At 40.5% G+C, this 20,619-nt stretch carries 14 protein-coding genes; 10 read left to right on the top strand and 4 right to left on the bottom strand.

Annotation, left to right across the window (positions count from 1 at the left end):
- The first annotated feature begins 135 nt into the window (after window positions 1-135).
- Both BAU15_RS10110 and BAU15_RS10105 read left to right on the top strand, forming a co-directional pair.
- Complete coding sequence (locus tag BAU15_RS10110) at window positions 136-723, top strand: MarR family winged helix-turn-helix transcriptional regulator (RefSeq protein WP_161842638.1); 588 nt, start codon at window positions 136-138, stop codon at window positions 721-723.
- Window positions 723-2,492: an ABC transporter ATP-binding protein gene (locus tag BAU15_RS10105; RefSeq protein WP_161842637.1), complete on the top strand. Its 1,770-nt coding sequence runs from the start codon at window positions 723-725 to the stop codon at window positions 2,490-2,492. Before BAU15_RS10110 ends, BAU15_RS10105 begins: the two co-directional genes overlap by 1 nt.
- 175 nt (window positions 2,493-2,667) lie before the next feature.
- Here BAU15_RS10105 and BAU15_RS10100 read toward each other — a convergent pair whose 3' ends face one another.
- Window positions 2,668-4,815, bottom strand: coding sequence for a GH92 family glycosyl hydrolase (locus tag BAU15_RS10100; protein ID WP_161842636.1), 2,148 nt, complete (start codon window positions 4,813-4,815; stop codon window positions 2,668-2,670).
- Window position 4,816: 1 nt separating this feature from the next.
- Entirely contained in the window at window positions 4,817-5,851 is a 1,035-nt protein-coding gene (locus BAU15_RS10095; protein WP_161842635.1) for a GntR family transcriptional regulator, read from the bottom strand.
- A 159-nt stretch (window positions 5,852-6,010) separates the two neighbouring features.
- Here BAU15_RS10095 and BAU15_RS10090 point away from each other — a divergent pair, with 159 nt between their 5' ends.
- The 3 genes from BAU15_RS10090 to BAU15_RS10080 are packed head-to-tail and all read left to right on the top strand — an operon-like array spanning window position 6,011 to window position 10,866.
- Window positions 6,011-7,300, top strand: a complete 1,290-nt coding sequence (locus BAU15_RS10090) for a glycoside hydrolase family 125 protein (RefSeq protein ID WP_161842634.1) — start codon at window positions 6,011-6,013, stop codon at window positions 7,298-7,300.
- 12 nt (window positions 7,301-7,312) lie between these two features.
- Complete coding sequence (locus BAU15_RS10085) at window positions 7,313-9,988, top strand: alpha-mannosidase (protein ID WP_161842633.1); 2,676 nt, start codon at window positions 7,313-7,315, stop codon at window positions 9,986-9,988.
- A 17-nt stretch (window positions 9,989-10,005) separates the two neighbouring features.
- Window positions 10,006-10,866, top strand: a complete 861-nt coding sequence (locus BAU15_RS10080) for an ROK family protein (protein ID WP_161842632.1) — start codon at window positions 10,006-10,008, stop codon at window positions 10,864-10,866.
- 366 nt (window positions 10,867-11,232) lie between these two features.
- Here BAU15_RS10080 and BAU15_RS10075 read toward each other — a convergent pair whose 3' ends face one another.
- The gene (locus BAU15_RS10075; protein ID WP_161842631.1) at window positions 11,233-12,087 is read right to left on the bottom strand and encodes an RluA family pseudouridine synthase; all 855 of its coding nucleotides are present in this window, start codon (window positions 12,085-12,087) and stop codon (window positions 11,233-11,235) included.
- A 265-nt stretch (window positions 12,088-12,352) separates the two neighbouring features.
- On the opposite strand from BAU15_RS10075, the gene BAU15_RS10070 reads away from it, so the two are divergent.
- The gene (locus tag BAU15_RS10070) at window positions 12,353-14,515 is read left to right on the top strand and encodes a PBP1A family penicillin-binding protein (protein ID WP_161842630.1); all 2,163 of its coding nucleotides are present in this window, start codon (window positions 12,353-12,355) and stop codon (window positions 14,513-14,515) included.
- A gap of 431 nt (window positions 14,516-14,946) precedes the next feature.
- Window positions 14,947-15,288, top strand: coding sequence for a YlbF/YmcA family competence regulator (locus BAU15_RS10065; RefSeq protein WP_161842629.1), 342 nt, complete (start codon window positions 14,947-14,949; stop codon window positions 15,286-15,288).
- Window positions 15,289-15,410: 122 nt separating this feature from the next.
- Here BAU15_RS10065 and BAU15_RS10060 read toward each other — a convergent pair whose 3' ends face one another.
- Entirely contained in the window at window positions 15,411-16,076 is a 666-nt protein-coding gene (locus BAU15_RS10060; RefSeq protein ID WP_161842628.1) for a GntR family transcriptional regulator, read from the bottom strand.
- Window positions 16,077-16,224: 148 nt separating this feature from the next.
- On the opposite strand from BAU15_RS10060, the gene BAU15_RS10055 reads away from it, so the two are divergent.
- The 3 genes from BAU15_RS10055 to uxaC all read left to right on the top strand — a co-directional run bounded on the left by BAU15_RS10055 (window position 16,225) and on the right by uxaC (window position 20,375).
- Window positions 16,225-17,805 (top strand): mannitol dehydrogenase family protein, encoded by a 1,581-nt coding sequence (locus tag BAU15_RS10055; protein ID WP_161842627.1) that lies wholly within the window; start codon window positions 16,225-16,227, stop codon window positions 17,803-17,805.
- A gap of 86 nt (window positions 17,806-17,891) precedes the next feature.
- Window positions 17,892-18,971: a mannonate dehydratase gene (gene uxuA / locus BAU15_RS10050; RefSeq protein WP_161842626.1), complete on the top strand. Its 1,080-nt coding sequence runs from the start codon at window positions 17,892-17,894 to the stop codon at window positions 18,969-18,971.
- A gap of 12 nt (window positions 18,972-18,983) precedes the next feature.
- Entirely contained in the window at window positions 18,984-20,375 is a 1,392-nt protein-coding gene (uxaC, locus tag BAU15_RS10045; protein ID WP_161842625.1) for a glucuronate isomerase, read from the top strand.
- The last annotated feature ends 244 nt before the right edge of the window (window positions 20,376-20,619 follow it).

Genomic DNA, 20,619 nt, shown 5'->3' with positions numbered 1-20,619 from the left:
TTGATTTCTGATTGTTTATTCTTGCTCAAAAAATATTTAGTTTTTCTGTTGACAAACAAACTAAATGGTTTATAATTCATTTTGTTAGTTAATCGATAAACAAACTAAATAATAAAAACGATAGGAGAATAACTGATGCGTGAAATCACGATTATTAATCACTTAGCCCAGTTAGCTCATCAACCATTTTTAATTTTTGCCGGGAGAATGGAAGATAGAACGGACAATATTTTTGAAGCGATGCGCTTATTAGCCGAGGAAGAGCATGTGACGGCAGGCCGTATTTCGGAATATTTAGATATCAAACCTTCGAGTGTGACTCAAATTATTAAAAAGTTGGAAGAAGCTGGCACAGTCGAAAAAGTTAAATCGACGGAGGATGCGCGAGTGACTTTTGTTCGTTTGACTGAAAAAGGCCGCGAAGGATTAGAGGAGCAGGGCTCGATTTCTAGTGAGTTGAGAAAAGCAGTTTTCAAAGACTTTAGTGAAGAAGAGCTGAAAGAGTTGGACGAGTATATGAGCCGTTTGGTTGAGAATGTCTCGGGGGAAGAATTTTATGATAAATTGAACCAAATCTTTGGCGATGATCGACGTTGGCGCCAATTCGATAAGATGTCATCGCGGTTTTCAAAGGCCCGAGAACAGATGATGCGCCAAGGACAATTTGGTGGTTTTGAAGAGTTTCATCGAGATGGATTTTTTAGAGGAAGAGGGCGCAGATAATGACGCACGAAAGAGAAATAGCAGCAAGAAAGAATAACAAGTTTTCATTGAAACAATTTATGCAGCTGATTCGGACAACGAAACCGAAGTATTTACTATTGTTGACAGGGATTTTCTTGTTATCTATTTCGTCGGCAGTTCAGGTTTATGTGCCACAGCTAGCGTCTTCCTTAATCAATAATTTTTCAAAAGGAATCGATTATACGTTGCTGATTAAGGTGGTCGGGATGTTTGTTGGTTCGGCGTTGATTTCGGCATTAGGTGGAACGGTGCTAGGAATTTTCGGTGAAAATGTGATTCAAAATTTGCGGAAGAACTTATGGCTCAAATTGACGACCTTAAAAGTTCGCTATTTTGATACGGTGAAAGCAGGCGAAACTTCGAGTCGTTTGGTGAATGATACGTCGCAAGTCAAACAGCTGCTCGCAACGACTTTTCCCCAGACCTTATCCAGTGCAATCTTGGTGGTGGGCTCGGTCTATATGATGTTCCGCATGGATTGGCAGATGAGCTTGATTATGGTGATTGCCGTGCCAGTCGTGATTTTGTTCATGTTACCAGTCTTCACTTTTGGCTCAAAGATTGGGCATATGAGACAGGATGCGTTGGCGAAATTTAACGGGATTGCGAGTGAAACCTTGAGTGAAATTCGCTTGGTAAAAACCTCTAATGCAGAAGAGCAAGCACAGAAAAAAGCGATTGATGAAGTTGATAATTTGTTCAAGGTTGGGAAAAAAGAAGCGGTTTTTGATTCCGTGATGCAACCGCTAATGATGATGGTTATGATGAGTATGATTTTCGGCGTGTTGGCTTATGGGATGCACCGAATTGCTGTGGGAACGATGGCGATTGGCACGTTGATGAGCTTCTTAATGTACTTATTTAATCTGATTGGCTCGATTCCAAGCATTGCGACATTATTTACAGAGATGGCTAAAGCGGCAGGCTCAACGAAACGTGTACAGGAATTGTTGGATGAAGAGTCAGAGGACTTAACTAGTGGTGAAATGGTTGATTTATCGGGTAAGAAATTGAGTGTCGACCATCTTGATTTTTCGTATGAAGAAGATGAACCGATTCTGACAGATATTTCCTTTGAAGCTGAGCCCAATCAAATTATTGCTTTTGCGGGGCCTTCAGGTGGTGGGAAGTCGACCATCTTTAGCTTGCTGGAGCGATTCTATGCACCAACTAAAGGCACGATTGCTTTTGATGAGTTGGACGTGAACACAATTAACTTGGCAGATTATCGGGCACAGATTGGCTATGTCTCCCAAGATAGTGCGATTATGGCGGGAACAATTCGCGATAATTTGACATATGGCTTAGATCAAACCTATAGTGATGATCAGTTATGGCAAGTATTAGAGTTGGCTTATGCCCGCGTGTTTGTTGAAGCAATGCCGGATGGATTAGGAACAGAAGTCGGTGAACGAGGCGTCAAAATTTCTGGTGGCCAACGCCAGCGAATTGCGATTGCGCGAGCCTTCTTACGAAATCCTAAAATTCTGATGTTAGATGAAGCGACGGCTAGTTTGGATAGTGAATCAGAAATGATGGTTCAAAAAGCGTTGGCTAATCTGATGAAAGGGCGCACGACTTTAGTGATTGCCCATCGATTGGCGACAATTGTTGATAGCGATAAGATTTATTTCATCGAAAAAGGTCAAGTAACAGGCAGTGGCTCCCACAAAGAATTGGTGAGCAGCCATGAAACCTATGCCAAATATGTTAGTGAACAATTTATTCAAGGGGAATTGGCAGAATAAGTTGCCAGATTCCTTTAGAAAATAGGTTCAAAATGAAAATGTTGAAACAAGGAAATTGAAACAGAGAAATTGAGCTGGAAAATTTAAAATAGAAATAGTGAAACAAAAACGAGACTGGACGTAGCCTAATTTGGCTACATTCAGTCTCGTTTTTGAATGCTTAGTACTCTTTAGTTTAGTTGCTCAAGCTAAAGGGTAATTGTTCTTTTGAATAGTTTTTAGGACGAGGCACTGTACCTAAATGATAATCAATGGTTCCACCTGTTACTAAATCTTCATGGGTGAAGAAGAGGGCTTCGTGGCTCTGGCCGTTCCGTTTTACCCCGTTGATAAATTGTTGCTGTGGATAATTTGGTCCGGCTGTCAGCGTTAAGTTTTCCCCTGTGGATAAATGAATGGTTACTTGGTCAAATAGCGGCATACCTAGGACATATTCGCCAGAACCTGGGCAGACAGGGTAAAAGCCTAGTGCGTTAAAGATATACCAGGCGGCCATGCTGCCGTTGTCTTCGTCACCAGGAAAACCTGTGGATGAAGCATCGAATTCTTGGGTCATTAATTGTTTCAACAAAGGCTGCGCCATTTCTGGTTTGCCGATATAGCTAAATAAGAATGGGTAGTGGAAGCTTGGTTGGTTAGAAATTGCTAATTGGCCAAATTCAGTTGCCGCCATCTCGCTCATCTCATGAATCTCAAAGCCATAGCCTTCGACGTTATAACGTGGCGCTTGATTGCACAGCGTAATTAGTTTTTCTTCAAAGGCTTCCGAGCCGCCGTGTGCATCAATCAGTCCGGCAAAATCATGGTAGACAGCAAAGCTACTTTGCCAAGCGCTGCCTTCCGCATAATCTTTGCCCCAACGCGTATCTAAAAAGTTTTCTCTGAAGTTGCCAGCTTGATCTTTCGCACGCATAAAGCCAACGGTTGGATCAAATAGATTCTTATAATTGGTTGTTTGTTTTTTGTAGAATTCTTTTTCTGAATCGCCTAAGATTTCAGCGACTTGATGAATACAAAAGTCACTGTAGCAGTAATCTAAAGTATGGTTGACCGATTCATGATAATCGAGTGGGACATAGCCGTATTTCAAATAATCGTAGGTTCCTTGACGACCATAATTAGGATTGTCGCTTTGAATCGTCGCTGCTTTTTTCATCGCTTCTAAGAATTCTGGCATCAAATCAGGACGGATATTTTTGACTGCAGCATCGGCAATCACCGCGTCAATCAAGGTGCCGGGCATTAAGCCACGTTCATCTGGCGAAAGCCATTTTGGTAAAAAGCCAGTTTCTTTGTAACTGTTCAAGAAGCCTTCTAACATCTCGCCGTATTCTTCTTTGGCGATTAGTGAATAGAGTGGATAGACCGTTTTGTAGGTATCCCAGAAACCATTGTTGGTGTACAAAACACCTGGACGAACGGTTTTTGAATAGGTATCGTAATGGATTTTTTGCCTAGTGCCATCAATTTCATAGAAGGTTTGTGGGAACAAGAAAGTCCGATACAAGTTATGATAAAAAGTTGCAACTTGTGCTTTATCATGATGGCGAACATCGATTTTATCCAGATAGGATTGCCATTTTGTCTGACTATTGGTTAAATAATTGGCTGCCGTTTGTGTGATTTCTCGCTCTAAATTGAGTGTCGCTTGAGCTGAACTAATAAAGGAAGTGCCGAGCTGAGCGGTTTGTTTCGCAATGTCGCCAAATTGAACTAGGACAATCCCTTCTTGATTATGCGTATCAGTCAATTGTTGAATAGGAGCGGCAAATTTTAGTGTGAAATAGAATTTAAAATCAGGATCTTCACAGCCTGAGTAGTTAATAACGTAGCCGGAAAGTGTGGTGTCATTAATTTGATCAAGCTGATAATTTTCACCAAGAGCGAGTAATAGACTGGCCTTTGGATCGCTATACTCAATGTCTAATAAGCCACCATACAGACTAGGAATCAGGGTTGAGGTAATCTGATAACGCAAGGCGGTGATAGACAAATGACTGGGACAAAAAGTACTTTCTTCCGGACGGTAAGAACTTTGGGCATGAAATAAAGATGGTTCCGATAATTCACCACTATAAGGCAGTAGCAACAGATGACTGTAGTCGCCCATCCATGGACTAGGTTGGTGCGTCAGACGGTAACCTTGGAAAGTGCGATCTTTGGGATGGAACCACCAGCTGCCTTTTTGATTGGTTGTTTGCGGTGCGAAGTAATTCATGCCGAAAGGAACGCCGGTATAAGGTAGACAATTTCCATTTGAGAAGCTGTGCTGATTTTCCGTGCCGTGTCGAGTGTCGATGGTCTCAATGCGTGCTGTGTTCATTTCAAATCTCCTTTGTCGATTGACGTTTTATATAGCGAACCGGAACTTTTTGGTCAGAGGGGCGTGTCCCAGATTCAATCCATTCTAATAATAGGGTACCTGCAATTTCACCTAATTTTTTAAAATCCTGAGCGATCGTGGTGAGCGGAGGATCGACTAAAGCAGCTGCTTGAATATCATCAAAGCCGATCACTGAAAAGCTAGCTGGAACTTCTTTGCCAGCCTGACGCAAGACGCGCATTGCTTGGATAGCGACTAGGTCATTTTCACAAACGAGTCCCGTGATTTCATTGGTTTCTAGATAAATAGATAAATTGGAATCGATGAGTAATAGCTCATCGAGCTGCGTATGAAAGTCGAGATTGGCTTTTGACAAGCTATCAATATAACCTAAATACCGTTGACGCGCAGATTGTGGATGAATCTCGCCACCAAAGAGGTAAGCAATTCTCTTGTGTCCGTCGTCAATTAGACGAGTGGTTGCCAAGCTGCCGCCTTCAAAGTTATCTGAAAGCACGGTTGGGAACGGCAAATCATAGATTTTTTTATCTAAAATAATTACTGGGAATTGCAAGAGTGACAGCTCAAATAGGATATCCAAATATTGTTCAGTGCTATGGGCATAGTAGATCATGCCATCAAATTCTGCAGCGATTTCTTTGGCGGTTTTGCCGCTTAAGAAAAATAAACTGGCCATCATGACTTCAATATTTTTCTCAGACATCACAGGGTTTAAACCTTCTGTAAAATTTCCGACGGATAAGTCATTGACAAAAGGCAATAAAAATAAAATCCGTGAGGCGGTGGTTTTTGGCGTATGCACGGGCTCTTTGACAAAGCTACCGCGCCCTTGAATCCGATAAATTAAGCCGGCTTGCTCAAGTTCAGTTAGGGCTCTTTTTGATGTAATTCGACTGACGCCATAGGTTTCAGACAGTTCTTTTTCGGTAGGCAGTTGACTATCTATCGCTAGCTCACCAGTCTGAATAGCTTGTTGTAGATCAGACATAATTTTTTTATATAAAGGCTGACTCAAATTATTCACCTCTTCTTATTGATATATCATATTTTCATAGTATCACAAATAAATAAAAAGTAAATCTAAAAAAATAAAAAGAAAGCGTAGACAAGATGGCATAGTTGGATTATACTTTGTGTTAGAAATGATATATCAACTTAGAGTGGAGAGATGGAAATGGCTTATAAAGAGATACCAACATCAGTGAAAGAATTTATGGAAGAGATTACTCAACGTTGCGGCGAGGAACATGCTGATTGGGCAGAAAACTTTAACGCAGCGTTTGCAAATACTTTATTAACAACAGTGAAACGTCATGAAGATGGCACAACTTTCTTATTGACTGGCGATATTCCAGCGATGTGGCTGCGAGATTCAACAGCCCAAGTGAGACCGTATTTGGTCGTCGCAAAAGAAGATGAAGATTTGGCTGCGATGATTAGCGGACTTGTCAAAAAACAATTTTACTATATTAATATCGATCCTTATGCTAATGCTTTTAACGAAGAAGCGAATGGCGCTGGACATCAAACTGATAAAACAATTATGAATGACTGGATTTGGGAACGTAAATATGAGATTGACTCGTTATGTTATCCAGTTCAATTAGCGTATCTACTTTATAAAAATACCGGTCGCACGGATCAATTTAATGAAGACTTTATTGAAGGCGTGAAGAAAATTTTGACTGTCTTCAAAGTGGAACAAGACCATGATCAGTCACCTTATAATTTTGAACGTGACACATGGCGCAAGGAAGATACCTTGATTAATGAAGGTCATGGCGCCAAAGTGGTGCCAACTGGCATGACTTGGTCAGGCTTCCGTCCAAGTGATGATGCTTGTGCATATGGTTATCTGGTGCCATCGAATATGTTTGCGACGGTTGTTCTAGGTTATATCGAAGAAATTTTCGCGGAAGTGTTAGATAATACTGAAATTGTGCAGTCTGCCAAAGCATTACGTGAAGAAATTCAAGCAGGGATTGAGGCGCATGGTCGCACGACGAACCAAGCGGGCGAAGATGTCTTTGCTTATGAAGTAGATGGTCAAGGAAATGCGACGGTCATGGATGATAGCAATGTTCCTAACCTGATCTCAGCACCTTACTTAGGCTATGGTACAACCCAGGATGCGCGTTATTTACGCACAAGAAAAACGTTATTAAGTAAAGAAAATCCTTATTTCTATGAAGGCAAATTTGCCAAAGGGATTGGTAGCTCACATACACCAGAAAACTATGTTTGGCCGATTGCCTTAGCGATGGAAGGTATGACGACGGAAGATAAATCAGAGAAGAAACGGATTCTTGATTTATTAGTGGCGAACGATGCAGGTACTCATTTGATGCATGAAGGCTTTGATGTCAACGACCCGAATCAGTATACGAGAGAATGGTTCTCGTGGGCGAACATGATGTTTTGTGAATTAGTCATGGATTATTTTGATATTCGAGTGGAAAAATAGAGGAGAATAGTGATGAAGAAAAAAGTCTATATTGTATCTCATAGTCATTGGGATCGCGAATGGTATCTACCTTACGAACAACATCATATGCGTTTAATTGAATTAATGGATGATTTGCTTGATTTGTTCAAGACAGATCCGAATTTTAATAGTTTTCATTTGGATGGGCAAACGATTATTTTAGATGATTATTTACAGGTTCGTCCTGAGCGTCGTGGGGAAGTGCAACAAGCCATTGATGCAGGGAAACTTAGAATTGGTCCGTTCTATATTTTACAAGATGACTTCTTAATCAGCTCAGAATCGAATGTGCGGAATATGTTGATTGGCATGGAAGATAGTAAAAAATGGGGCACACCAGTGATGTTAGGCTATTTCCCGGATACGTTTGGGAATATGGGCCAAACGCCGCAGATGATGAAAAAAGCTGGCTTAGAGACGGCTGCTTTCGGACGTGGTGTGAAACCGATTGGCTTTGACAATGAAGTCTTGGAAGCCGAAAGCTATACTTCTCAATATTCTGAGATGTGGTGGCAAGGGCCAGATAACAGCGAAATCTTTGGCTTGCTATTTGCTAACTGGTACAGTAATGGGAATGAAATTCCGGCTGAAAAAGAAGCGGCACTGGCTTTTTGGAAACAAAAATTGGCGGATGTTGAAAAATTTGGCTCTACCAACCATTACCTAATGATGAATGGCGTCGATCACCAACCGGTTCAAAAAAATGTCACCCAAGCGATTGCTCTAGCGAACGAATTGTTCCCTGACTATGAGTTTATTCATTCGAACTTTACTGACTATATTGAAGCGGTGAAAAATGATTTGCCAGAAGATTTAGGTACGGTTCATGGCGAATTAACTAGCCAAGAAACGGATGGCTGGTTTACGCTAGCCAATACCGCGTCTGCTCGCGTGTATCTAAAACAATGGAATACTAAGGTGCAACGTCAGCTAGAAAATGTGGCTGAACCGTTAGCTAGTATGGCGTATGAGATTAGCGGTAGTTATCCTCATGATGAGTTGACTTATGCGTGGAAAACCTTGATGCAAAATCATCCGCACGATAGTATTTGTGGCTGTTCTGTTGATGAAGTGCATCGGGAAATGATGCCTCGTTTTGAAAAATCTTATGAAGTCGGTAAATACGTTGAAGAAGAAGCCTTGCGTGTAATCGGCGAAGCGCTAGATACCTCAGCTTTTCCTGAAACGAGCCAACCATTTGTCGTCTTTAATACGACGGGCTATAAGAAAACAGAAATCGTTTCTGTTGAGATTGAACTAGAAAGAAAAACCTTCAGTGAAGGCTACCCAAGTAAATTATGGGATGAATTGAAGCAACAACCAAAAAAATCGTATAAAGTAATCGATAAAAATGGCAACGAAATGCCGGCAACAATTAGTGAAGAAGCGGTGCGCTTTGATTATGACTTGCCAAAAGATCGTTTCCGGATTCCTTACATGGAAAAATATATCACGGTGGAATTACACATGGCTGAGATGCCAGCCTTTTCTTGGGAAACATTTGCGATTGTCGAAGGCCAAGCTGATGTAGCTACACCAGGCTTAGCCACAGAAAATGGCCGCGTGATTGAAAATGAAGCCATCAAAGTAACAATTGCCGACAATGGCAGCTTGACGCTCTTAGATAAGGCAACGCAGAAAGAAGTTTCTGATTTGTTAGTCTTTGAAGATGTCGGTGATATTGCCAACGAATATATCTTCAAAAAACCAGAAGGTGACCAAGCGATTCTATCTTCTGAAGGTCAAGCAACTTACTCAGTTGTTAAAAATTCAGCAGAGCAAGCGGTCGTAAAATTGGTACAATCCTTGATGATTCCTGTCAGCGCCGATGAATTATTAAGCCAAGAGCAACAAGCTGTGATTGATTTCCGCTATCGTAAGGCAGGTCGTTCAAAAGAACTTGCGCCATTGGTGATTGAAACACTAATTACTGTCAAAAAAGGCAGCAAACGAGTGGCCTTCGAGACAAAAATCAATAATCAAATGAAAGATCATCGTTTACGGGTCTTATTCCCAACCGATATTATCGCCCAAACACATGAAGCAGATAGTATTTATGAAGTCGTGACGCGTCCTAATCAAGTATCAGCTAGCTGGGAAAATCCGACGAATCCGCAACATCAGCATGCGTTTGCTAATTTACATGACGACAATTGGGGTCTAACTGTTTCTAATTTTGGCTTGAATGAATATGAAATTGTCGCGGGTCAAACGATTGCTGTAACCTTACTACGTTCTGTGGGCGAACTAGGCGATTGGGGCTATTTCCCAACACCTGAAGCACAATGTTTAGGAGAATTCACTTTCCACTATGGCATTGAGGTACATGGTGCACCAGAAACTCGCTATCAAACTTATCTTGATGCCTATAGTGCACAAGTTCCTGCCGTGACATTGCAAGTAAAACCACAATCGGGTACACTAAATAGTGCAAATGACTATTTGACGATTGAAGGCGCAACATTTGGTACAACAGCAGTCAAAAGAAATCGTGAAACCAATGAGTTAATCGTTCGAGGATTCAATTTATCAGATAAGAAAGAACCTCTACGGATAGAAAAGCAGGCAGCCGTGCCAACAAAACTGCTGAATTTATTAGAAGAACCACTTGATGAGCCCGTTGTAGAAACAATCGATCCTTATGAAATTCGCACAATGAAGTTTTAGAAAGAGGGAAAGCTGATATGTTATACGGAGGAATTGAAGCTGGCGGAACAAAATTTGTCTGTGCCGTGGCCGATGAGAACCAAAATATTCTTGAACAAGTGAGTATACCTACGACACAACCAGAAGAAACGTTAGAAAAAGTGTTTGCATTTTTTGATCAATTTACATTAGCGGCGATGGGCGTTGGCTCATTTGGACCCATCGATATCCAAACACAGTCTGAGACTTATGGTTATGTGCTAGCAACACCGAAAAAAGGTTGGGCGAATTATCCATTCTTGCCCGCTTTAAAAGAACGTTACGATATTCCGATGGCTTGGACGACAGACGTCAACGCAGCTGCCTATGGCGAGTTGAAAATGGGCGCAGCTAAAGGCAAATCAAGCTGTATCTATTTGACTGTTGGAACAGGTATTGGTGCGGGTGTTGTGATTAATGGCGATGTTTATCAAGGCATTGCGCATCCAGAGATGGGGCATATCCGCGTCAAACGTAACCCAGAAGATAGCTATGAAGGAACTTGTCCATTCCATAAAGATTGCTTAGAAGGCTTAGCTGCCGGACCTTCTTTAGAAAAACGGACAGGAACAAAAGGCCAATATTTATCAGAAAATGATCCAGTTTGGGAAATCGAAGCAGATTATATTGCCCAAGCATTAATGACTTATACGCTAACTTTAGCCCCTGAAAAAATTATTTTAGGTGGCGGCGTGATGAATCAACAACACCTTGTTGAAAAAATCCGCAAAGCCTTTGAGCGAGAAATGGCCGGCTATGTAGTCACACCGCCATTAGACGAATACATTGTGACTTGGGGCTTACCAAATAAGAGTGGCATTCTAGGCTGTACACTATTAGCTGAGAATTTAGTTAAATAAAAAAAGGTCGTGACAGGAGTGGTCAGCTTCAAGATGCCAGTTCCACTTACCAAGTATCGTAGTAGTGGAATGGTATGCGTAGGGCAATAGTTGTGAAATGTCCCATTTCACTCCCTTACATGACCATAGCTTGCCAGTTCCGCTTTTGTAGGAACATTTAGTGGAATGTTATGCGTTGCTGATAAAAGAAATGGAACATTTCATTTCCTAAAACAGCGTTAGCTAATAAGACGAAATTTCCGTTTATCAAAAAAAAGCTGATTTTCCAATCCAATGGAAAATCAGCTTTTTTAATAGTTTAAAATCAGTAGATATGATTGTGCATACATAGGGCACAATATTTTTTTATTAGCTAAGGATGCCAGTCTACCAAAGTCCTGGTGCGGCTGTGACGCTAATTTCTTCTTGTGTAAATGGATGTGTCATGTTCAGTTCAATCGCATGAAGCATCAAACGAGCAGCGGATTTCTTTTGATAGAGCGGATCACCGACGAGTGGGTGACCGATACTTGCGAGATGAACTCGAATTTGGTGGGTTCGGCCAGTATCTAGCACACAATAGATTTCAGTTTGCTTGCCTAGGACTTCGTGGCTCGTGACATGTGTGACAGCCTGTTGTCCGTTGCGTTCATCGATGACTCGTTTGCGGCGATCATGGCGGTCACGGCCGATTTTTTTGTTAATAGTCAGATTTTTGTCTAGTCTTCCATGAACAATCGCTTGATAGCGACGGCCAATTTGTTTCTGTTCTAACATGCGACCAAGAATCGGTAGGACTAATGGGTTTTTGGCAAAAAGAATCGCGCCGCTAGTTTCTTTATCGAGTCGATGGACGACATAAGGACGTTGATTTTGTTCTGAAAGATAAGCTGCTAAATGATTCAATAAAGTATCCGATTCGTCAGGTGCATTGGGATGCGTCTTCATCCCAGCGGGTTTATTGACGATTAGTAGATGCTCGTCTTCATATAAGGGTGTGACTAATGTTTTATCACCGTGAATCACCTCTTGATAGGTATAATCATCCTCTTCCAAAACTAGCGTTAAGCTATCGCCAGGGACGACTTCTTGATGAAAGAGTGCGACTTCCCCGTTGAGCCAAACATTTTTCCTCATACGCAAAAAGTGACGAACCTTTCTAGGCACTAGCCATTCTGTTTCTAAGAGATCGCGGATAGTTGTAGGTGCGTGATTTTCCGGTAAAGTAATTGTGAATTTCATAGAGACTCCTTTAAACTATTTTCTTAAATGGTGTATTTTAGGGTTAACACCATGAAATGATGGTTCTTGTGTTTGTAATTGTACCATTGTTTAGGAATATTTAAGGAAAAAAACAGATTTTTATAGAAATTTCTTGCTAGAATTAGAGCGAATCAGCTTTATTCTACTGCTAGGGACGTAGGCAACTAGCGGCTAGTTATGATAGACTTTAGACAGCAATTATTTTCTGATGATTGATAAGTCATGAGATTGGAGAGAGAAATAAATGGATTTTCAAAAAATATGGGGCAGTATCCGAGCAGGGCTGAAGACTTTTTGGCGCTGGCTAAAACCCAACTTAAGTAAATTTCATCAATGGCGTAAGCGGATTTGGAAAAAATATTATATTAATAAAATTCTGTTATTGATTGGCTTAGTTTTTATCTTAGTCAGCAGTATTTATTTGTATACCTTGGCTAAAGCTTCGAATGTTTCGGCCTTAAAATCAGGGATGACTCAGACCACGAAAATTTATGATGTGAGTGGAGAAGAAGCTGGAAGTATCTACGCGAATAAAGGCTCGTATGTCGAATTGGACCAAATTTCACCTTTTATTCAAGATGCCGTCATTTCTACTGAGGATCGAAATTTTTATTCACACCACGGCTATGACCTCAAAGGGATTGCTCGTGCTGGGGTCAGGATGATTACCAGTGGTGGTACTGGCGGTGGGGGCGGAAGTACGATTACGCAACAGTTAGCAAAAAATGCTTTCTTGTCGCTTGACCAAACCTTCCAAAGAAAGGCCAAAGAATTGTTCATGGCCATTGAAATTGAGAAGAACTATAGTAAAGATGAAATTTTGACGATGTATTTGAATAATTCTTATTTTGGAAATGGGGTCTGGGGTGTTCAAGATGCGGCTCGAAAATACTTCGGTGTGGATGCCAATCAAGTGACTCTTGGCCAGGCGGCAACGATTGCCGGCATGTTAAAGGGACCATCTATCTATAACCCGATTGATCATCCAAATTACGCAACGGATCGACGGGCGACTGTTTTGAGTGTGATGGTGGATAATAAAAAAATCACCCAGGCAGAAGCGGATCAAGAAGCCAGTGTTGATATGAACTCGATGCTTCAGGATACGTATCAAAATTCTTCTTCTGATTATCGGTATCCTTATTATTTTGATGCTGTCATTGATGAAGCAGTGAATACTTATAAGTTAGATGAAAAAGATATTATGAATAATGGCTACAAAATTTACACGACACTGAATCAAAATTATCAACAACAGATGGAGGCAACCTATCAGAACGATGCTTTATTCCCAGCTAATGCAGTGGATGGAGCGATGGTTCAATCAGCTTCTGTTGCACTAGATCCAAAGACTGGTGGGGTGGCTGCCCTAGTTGGTAGACGAGGAGAACATGTATTTAGAGGCTATAATTTTGCCACACAAATGCGCCGTTCACCTGGTTCAACGATTAAACCGCTGAGTGTTTATGCGCCAGCGCTAGAAGCAGGGTACAAACCAGATAGTATCCTGAAAGATGAACCGCAAACTTATTACGAAGCGAAAAATTATGATGGAACGTATCAAGGTGAAGTGCCGATGTATCAAGCGGTGGCTCAAAGTTTGAATTTACCAGCCGTTTGGTTATTACATGAAATTGGTTTACAAAAGGGCTATGACAAAGCGCAGGAATTCGGTTTATCTTTATCAAAATCTGATAAATATTGGGGCTTAGCTTTAGGTGGACTCGAACAAGGAGAATCACCATTGACGATGGCCAGCGCTTACAGTGCCTTTGCCAATGGTGGAAAAAAATATACGCCACACCTAATCACTAAAATTGTTGACTCACAAGGGGTTGTCCTAGTTGATAATACCAAGGTGAAATCTAAACAGGTTGTCTCAAAAGACACTGCAGATGAAATGACGAGTATGCTGCTAGGGACATTTTCTTATGGGACCGGTGCACAAGCAATGCCTTACGGTTACACTGTTGCTGGGAAAACTGGGACAACAGAAACCAACTTTGACGCGACAAAAGCCAATGACCAGTGGATTGTTGGTTACACCCCAGATGTCGTCATCTCAACTTGGATGGGCTTTGAAGAATCTAGTAAAGATCATTATATTGAAGGAACCAGTGGTAGCGTTGTGGGACAAGTTTTTAAAGCCCAGACCGAAGGGATCTTGCAATATACAAATGGCTCAAGCTTTACTGTAGCAGATGCTTATCAGACCGAAGGAAAAGTTGTCGCAGCTGATGAGGTGAATAACCAAGGCGATTCCTCTGATGAATGGAAAGAAGATGTCGCTGACTTTGGTGAAAAAGCTAAAGAAGGCATCAAAGATATCGGTGGTAAAGTCAAAGATGGACTAGATAAAGTCGGCGGCAAAATCAAAGGTGTTTGGGATAAGTTGACTGGTGGGTAAGCTAGGTAAAAAAATAGGTTTACCCAGCGCGAAAAAGAACTAGTATCTCTTGGGGAATACTTATATGAAATAATGCAAGTGAGTTGTTAATTGTATAAGTAGCCTATATTCTAAAGGATGCCAGAGGGTGCTGATAACATCTAGAGAGTGATTCAATAGACAACTAGATATAAGCCGCTAGTGGGTATTATTATGAATTCCCTAGGTATTTACCCGATGGATACCTACTATCTACCTAGTGGCTGATTGTAGAATTTAATCGGGTGAATAGACAAATGACGTAAGGTGAATGAAGCCTGACTAGTAGGAGTGACTGCTAGAGTAATGCCTACTATAAAAAAACTAGCTATCTGATTGATTACTTTGAAAACGATTTGTTACATGTTACAATAATTAGGAAAAATAAAAATACGAAATGAGGATTTAGAACCATGTCAAATATCTATGATAGCGCCAACCAGATTGAACGCGAAATTCGTGAATTAGCTGAATTCAAAGCATTGCAAGAAGCGTATAATAACGTAAAAGCCAATGAAGAAGCGCATGCGTTGTTCAAAGAGTTCCAAAACCTACAAATTCAATTACAAGAAAAACAAATGCAAGGACAAGAATTTTCAGATGAAGATGCCCAAAAAGCTCAAGAAATGGCGATGAAAGTTCAAGGCGAAGAAGTTATCAACAAATTGATGGAAAAAGAACAAGCTTTCAGCCTAATTGTGAATGACTTAAACCGCATCATCATGACACCTGTCCGTGAGTTATATCAAGACTAATTCTAGGGTATAGTTCGTTTAGTTGTGAATGTGCACTCAGTGAATAAGTAAGAATAAATGGAAAGGCCACAAAATCATATCAATGATTTCGTGGTCTTTTTTGCTGATGAAATTTCTTGTAATTAGTCTTCGAAGTAGTCAGGAAAGGCTTGTGTGACTACTTTTAAATCATTATCGATGACATCAATATGCGTGCCAACTAGTTTGGCTACTTTGTCTTTGTTTCTTTCTTTTAGCGCTTGAAGAATTTCTTCATGATCGGTCAAAATAACTTCCCAAGAAAGGCCAGCAACTTCTAAACGTAAAAAGCGGAAGCGATTGAGTTGTAAATTGATCGATTGGAGCCAGTTCCAGACATGGTTTTTATTGGCAATTTGATAAACCAAATGATGGAACTCCTCATCTAATTGGAAAAAATTTGTCTCATCTTTGAGTGAAGCATAGGTTTTTTGCAACACAAGCAATTTTTCCAATGCTTGATAGTGTTCCTCTGTGGCTAGGTCACAAGCTAAGACGAAAATTGATTTTTCTAGGGTTTCTCGTACAAATCGAGCTTCTTCAATCTGTTGAATATTGATTTTCGCTACATAGGTGCCGCTTTGAGGAATCACGCGGACAAGTTCTTCTCGACGTAAACGAATAATTGCTTCTCGAATTGGCGTCCGTCCCATCTTGAGTTGTTCTTCAAATTCTTTTTCGGAAATTCTGGTTCCAGGGACTAATTCCGCTGAAAGGATGGCGTTTTTTATGGATTCATAGGCTTGATTTTGAAAATTATTGGTACTCATTACGCGTCTCCTTTCTAATGTTATTTATGTTTATTGACAATAAAACTAGTATATAAGCTAAAAGTTTCTTTGTAAAGGTTTGCAAATTACTTTTAGATAGATTAAAATACTAATATATCAGTTTAGGAAATTTTAGGAGGGAATTATAATGCAAGGGATTGAAAAATGTTTGGATGTTCAGTTGCCATTAGTCGATAAAGAGGCTCTAGTTGCTTATACGAAGGATCATCCTCAATGGGTTCACTTTGGTGGTGGGAATTTATTTCGTGCGTTTCATGCGGAAATTGCCCAAGAGTTAGTCGATAAAAAAGAAATGCAGAGTGGTGTGATTGTCTGCGAAACGTTTGACGAACAGGTTATTGAAAAAGCGTATCAACCGTATAATAACAATATTTTAGAAGTAATCATGCATGAAGATGGTAAATTAGAGAAGAAAATGTTGAATGCCGTGGCAGAAAGCTATTATTGCCATCCATCAGATGAAGTAAGTTATCAGGCTGTACAGACAATTTTCGAACAGCCGTCTCTACAGATGGTAACGGTCACGATTACTGAGAAAGGTTATGCATTAGCGAATAGTCAAGGAGAATTATCACCTTTAGTGAAAAGTGATATTCAAAAAGGACCGAATCAAGGGGTTCATACCATGAGTATTTTAGCGAGTCTTCTCTTTCATCGGTTTAATCACGGGGCGCACCCGATAGCGATGATTTCCACCGATAATTTTTCGAGAAATGGTCAACGATTCCAAGAATCTATCTTGCAAATTGCTAAAGGTTGGGTAGAAAATGGATTTGCGGATGCTGCATTCATCGACTATTTAGAAGATACTGAAAAAGTGACGTTCCCCTGGTCGATGATTGATCGAATCACGCCTAATCCTTCACAGGTGGTGGCAGATAAGTTGACTGCTGAAGGGATTACTGGGTTATCCTTAATTCATACTGATAAAGGGACGAACATTGCGCCTTTTGCGAATACGGAAGCGACTCATTATCTAGTGATTGAAGATAGTTTTCCAAATGGTCGTCCAGCGTTGGATGCGGCAGGTGTGATTTTGACGACTAGAGAAATTGTTGATAAGACGGATGCTATGAAAGTCACGACTTGTTTAAATCCTTTACACACGGCGATGTCCATTTTTGGTTGTCTACTAGACTATCAATCGATTGCTGAGGAGATGAAGGACGAGGATATAGTTCAGTTAATTAAAGGTGTGGGCTATGTTGAAGGCTTACCGGTAGTGGAAGATCCTGAGATTATTCAACCGAAAGTTTTCATCGATGAAGTTATAACGAAACGACTTCCTAATCCGATGATTCCTGATATGCCGCAACGGATTGCTGCGGATACTTCACAAAAGGTGGCCATTCGATTTGGCGAAACAATCAAGAAATATCTAGAAAAGGGTCAGTCAAAAGAGTTAATTTACCTGCCATTAAGTATTGCTGGTTGGTTGCGCTATTTACTGGGCGTAAATGATCAAGGGGAAGTAGCTCAATTGAGTCCAGATCCGTTATTAGAAGAATTACAAGAAAACTTATCAGCTGTGAGACTTGGATTTATCGGAGATGTAGCCCCTATTTTACAACCGATTTTAAGCAATCGTGCAATCTTTGGTGTTGATTTGTATGAAGCAGGACTAGGTGAAAAAATTGAAGGTTATTTCAAAGAAATGATCGAAAAAGAAGGCGCAGTTCGCAAAGTATTACATGAAACAGTCCAATAAATTGTGCGCTAGTTTAACACCCTATTTTAATAGGCATTTTAATAAAAAGGAAAATAAATTGTTCAATAAATGAGGAGATGAAACAGATGGAAATGACTTTTCGCTGGTATGGCAAAGAAGCAGACAAAATTCAGTTACAAGAAATCAGACAAATTCCTGGGATGAAAGGAATCGTGGGGACGTTATTTGATATCCCTGCAGGAGAGGTTTGGCCGAAAGATCGGATTAAAGCTTTAGTGGAGGAAGTTGAAGCAGCTGGACTGACGTTGAAGGTGATTGAGAGCGTCAATGTGCATGATGATATCAAGATTGGTTTACCAAGTCGCGAGCAATATATCGAAAATTATAAAGAATCGATTCGCAATTTAGCAGAATATGGAATTGAAGTGATTTGTTATAATTTCATGCCGATTTTTGACTGGATTAAGACTGATTTGGATTATATTCTACCGGATGGTTCATCGACGATGGCTTTTGAAAAAGTTGGGATTGATAAGGATCCGGAAGATATCGTACGTGAGGTGGAGGAGTCAACTTCAGATTACACACTTCCTGGTTGGGAGCCTGAACGATTGGCTCAGGTTAAAGATTTGTTTAAAGCTTATGAGAACGTTGATGATGAGAAATTACGTGAGAACTTCGCTTATTTCTTAAAAGAAATCATCCCTGTGTGTGAAGAAGTTGGCATAAAAATGGCTGTTCACCCTGATGATCCGCCGTATTCAATCTTTGGCTTACCGAGAATTGTTAAGAATCGGGCGGATTTGGATTGGATTTGTAACGTCGTGGATAGCCCATCTAATGGGATTACGTTATGTACCGGTAGTATCGGAGAAGATCCAGCGAATAATGTCTATGAGATTCTAGCAGAATTTTGTAAACGAGACCGGATTCCTTTTGCCCATGTTAGAAATATTAAGTATTTGGGTAATGACAAAGATTTCTATGAAGCGCCACATTTGTCGTCAGAGGGTTCATTGGATATGTATAAAATTTTAGAAGCGATGTATGATAATGGCTTTGATGGATATATTCGTCCAGACCACGGGCGTATGATTTGGGGCGAAACGGGTCGTGCGGGCTATGGCTTATACGATCGTGCGCTAGGTGCTTCTTATTTACTAGGCTTATGGGAAGCTATCGATAAAAGTAAAGGCAGAGGATAGTGAGGAGAAATCATGTTTTTAGATAAAGACTTTCTATTAAAGAGCGAGTTTGCAAAAAAACTATTTCATGAATATGCGGAAGAACAACCGATTATTGATTATCATTGCCATTTGGATCCCAAAGAGATTTATGAAAATAAGAAGTTCGCCAATATCACCCAAGCGTGGTTAGGTGGTGACCATTATAAATGGCGCTTGATGCGAGCCAACGGGGTGCCGGAAGCGTTAATTACCGGAACCGGTGATGATTATGAAAAATTTCTAGCTTGGGCGGAAACGATTGAAAATTGTATTGGCAATCCGCTGTATGTCTGGACACATCTTGAATTAAAACGGATTTTTGGGATTGAAGAGCTACTCAATCGAAAAAATGCGCCAATTATTTGGGAAAAAGCCAACCAAAAATTGCAGGAAGAACAGATGTCGACCCGCAATCTGATTAAACAAATGAATGTTGAAGTGATATGTACCACGGATGATCCGATTGATTCATTAGACTATCACGCGAAGCTCAAAGAAGAGTCAGACTTCCAAGTGTATCCGACTTTTCGACCAGATAAAGCAATCAATATTCAAAATGAGGAGTATTTGTCTTATCTAACGGCTCTGTCTGAAGTGACTGGTAGTGAGATCAAAGAATATCAAGACTTGCTCGATTCATTAGAAAATCGTATGAACCATTTTGCTTCGCTGGGCTGCAAATTGTCTGATCATAGCTTTTCTACATTAAAGCCTTTTACCTATGATCGCCTATTATTAGCTGGTATTTTTGAGAAGAAACAAACACAGATTCCTTTGACAAATGAGGAAGTTGCGTTCTATCAATTTGGTTTGGCCGTTGATTTGATGCGCTTATATCACAAACAAGGCTGGACTGCGCAGCTTCATTTAATGGCGACTAGAAATAATAATCAACAATTGTTTCAAAGCTATGGACCCGATGCAGGTGCCGATGCACTAGGAGATGAACGAATCGAAGCGGGGATTAGTCGTTTATTTGATGAGCTCAATCAACAAGATCAACTACCGAAAACGATTCTTTATTCTTTGAATGCTAAAGATTATCTACCGCTCGTTGCGCTAATGGGCTGTTTCCAAGCGGATGTCAAAGGCAAGATTCAATTTGGTTCTGCTTGGTGGTTTAATGACACTTATTCAGGGATGCGTTATCAGATGACAACCTTGGCTGAAGGCGGAATTCTCGGGAATTTTGTTGGCATGTTGACCGACTCACGGAGTTTCCTTTCTTATCCGCGGCATGAATATTTCCGTCGGATTCTCTGCCAATTAGTCAGTGAATGGGTGGAAGAAGGCCAGTTGCCAGAAGATGATCAATATTTGGGTGAGATCATTGCGAAGATTGCTTATGGCAATGCGAATCACTACTTTGGCTTTGGTAAATAATACGCAGTAGCTGAGAAGAAAGTGATTGTAAGAAAAAGTGATTAGAAATCAAAAAATAATAGAAAATGAATTACGAAAATGCTGAAAAGAAAGGCTCTTCGTCAAATAGTGTTGGTGAGGGTCAAATTGAATAGAGTACAGTGTCTCCAGTTAAGCAGCTTTGCTTAGCTGGAGCTTCTTTTTGTTGTCTTTAACGTCTTCAAAAATTAAGCCTTGAACTAAATAGATGCGGTCACGTAGATTT

This window comes from Candidatus Enterococcus huntleyi, assembly GCF_009933175.1.
Classification (GTDB): Bacteria; Bacillota; Bacilli; order Lactobacillales; family Enterococcaceae; genus Enterococcus_K; species Enterococcus_K huntleyi.
This window is presented reverse-complemented; position numbering and strand designations above follow the sequence as displayed.

What these genes read in the sequence shown, in the direction of transcription:
- BAU15_RS10110 (WP_161842638.1), top strand. Translation starts at nt 136, where the DNA reads ATGCGTGAAATCACGATTATTAATCACTTAGCCCAGTTAGCTCATCAA.
- BAU15_RS10105 (WP_161842637.1), top strand. Translation starts at nt 723, where the DNA reads ATGACGCACGAAAGAGAAATAGCAGCAAGAAAGAATAACAAGTTTTCA.
- BAU15_RS10100 (WP_161842636.1), bottom strand. Translation starts at nt 4,815, where the DNA reads ATGAACACAGCACGCATTGAGACCATCGACACTCGACACGGCACGGAA.
- BAU15_RS10090 (WP_161842634.1), top strand. Translation starts at nt 6,011, where the DNA reads ATGGCTTATAAAGAGATACCAACATCAGTGAAAGAATTTATGGAAGAG.
- BAU15_RS10085 (WP_161842633.1), top strand. Translation starts at nt 7,313, where the DNA reads ATGAAGAAAAAAGTCTATATTGTATCTCATAGTCATTGGGATCGCGAA.
- BAU15_RS10080 (WP_161842632.1), top strand. Translation starts at nt 10,006, where the DNA reads ATGTTATACGGAGGAATTGAAGCTGGCGGAACAAAATTTGTCTGTGCC.
- BAU15_RS10075 (WP_161842631.1), bottom strand. Translation starts at nt 12,087, where the DNA reads ATGAAATTCACAATTACTTTACCGGAAAATCACGCACCTACAACTATC.
- BAU15_RS10070 (WP_161842630.1), top strand. Translation starts at nt 12,353, where the DNA reads ATGGATTTTCAAAAAATATGGGGCAGTATCCGAGCAGGGCTGAAGACT.
- BAU15_RS10065 (WP_161842629.1), top strand. Translation starts at nt 14,947, where the DNA reads ATGTCAAATATCTATGATAGCGCCAACCAGATTGAACGCGAAATTCGT.
- BAU15_RS10060 (WP_161842628.1), bottom strand. Translation starts at nt 16,076, where the DNA reads ATGAGTACCAATAATTTTCAAAATCAAGCCTATGAATCCATAAAAAAC.
- BAU15_RS10055 (WP_161842627.1), top strand. Translation starts at nt 16,225, where the DNA reads ATGCAAGGGATTGAAAAATGTTTGGATGTTCAGTTGCCATTAGTCGAT.
- uxuA (WP_161842626.1), top strand. Translation starts at nt 17,892, where the DNA reads ATGGAAATGACTTTTCGCTGGTATGGCAAAGAAGCAGACAAAATTCAG.
- uxaC (WP_161842625.1), top strand. Translation starts at nt 18,984, where the DNA reads ATGTTTTTAGATAAAGACTTTCTATTAAAGAGCGAGTTTGCAAAAAAA.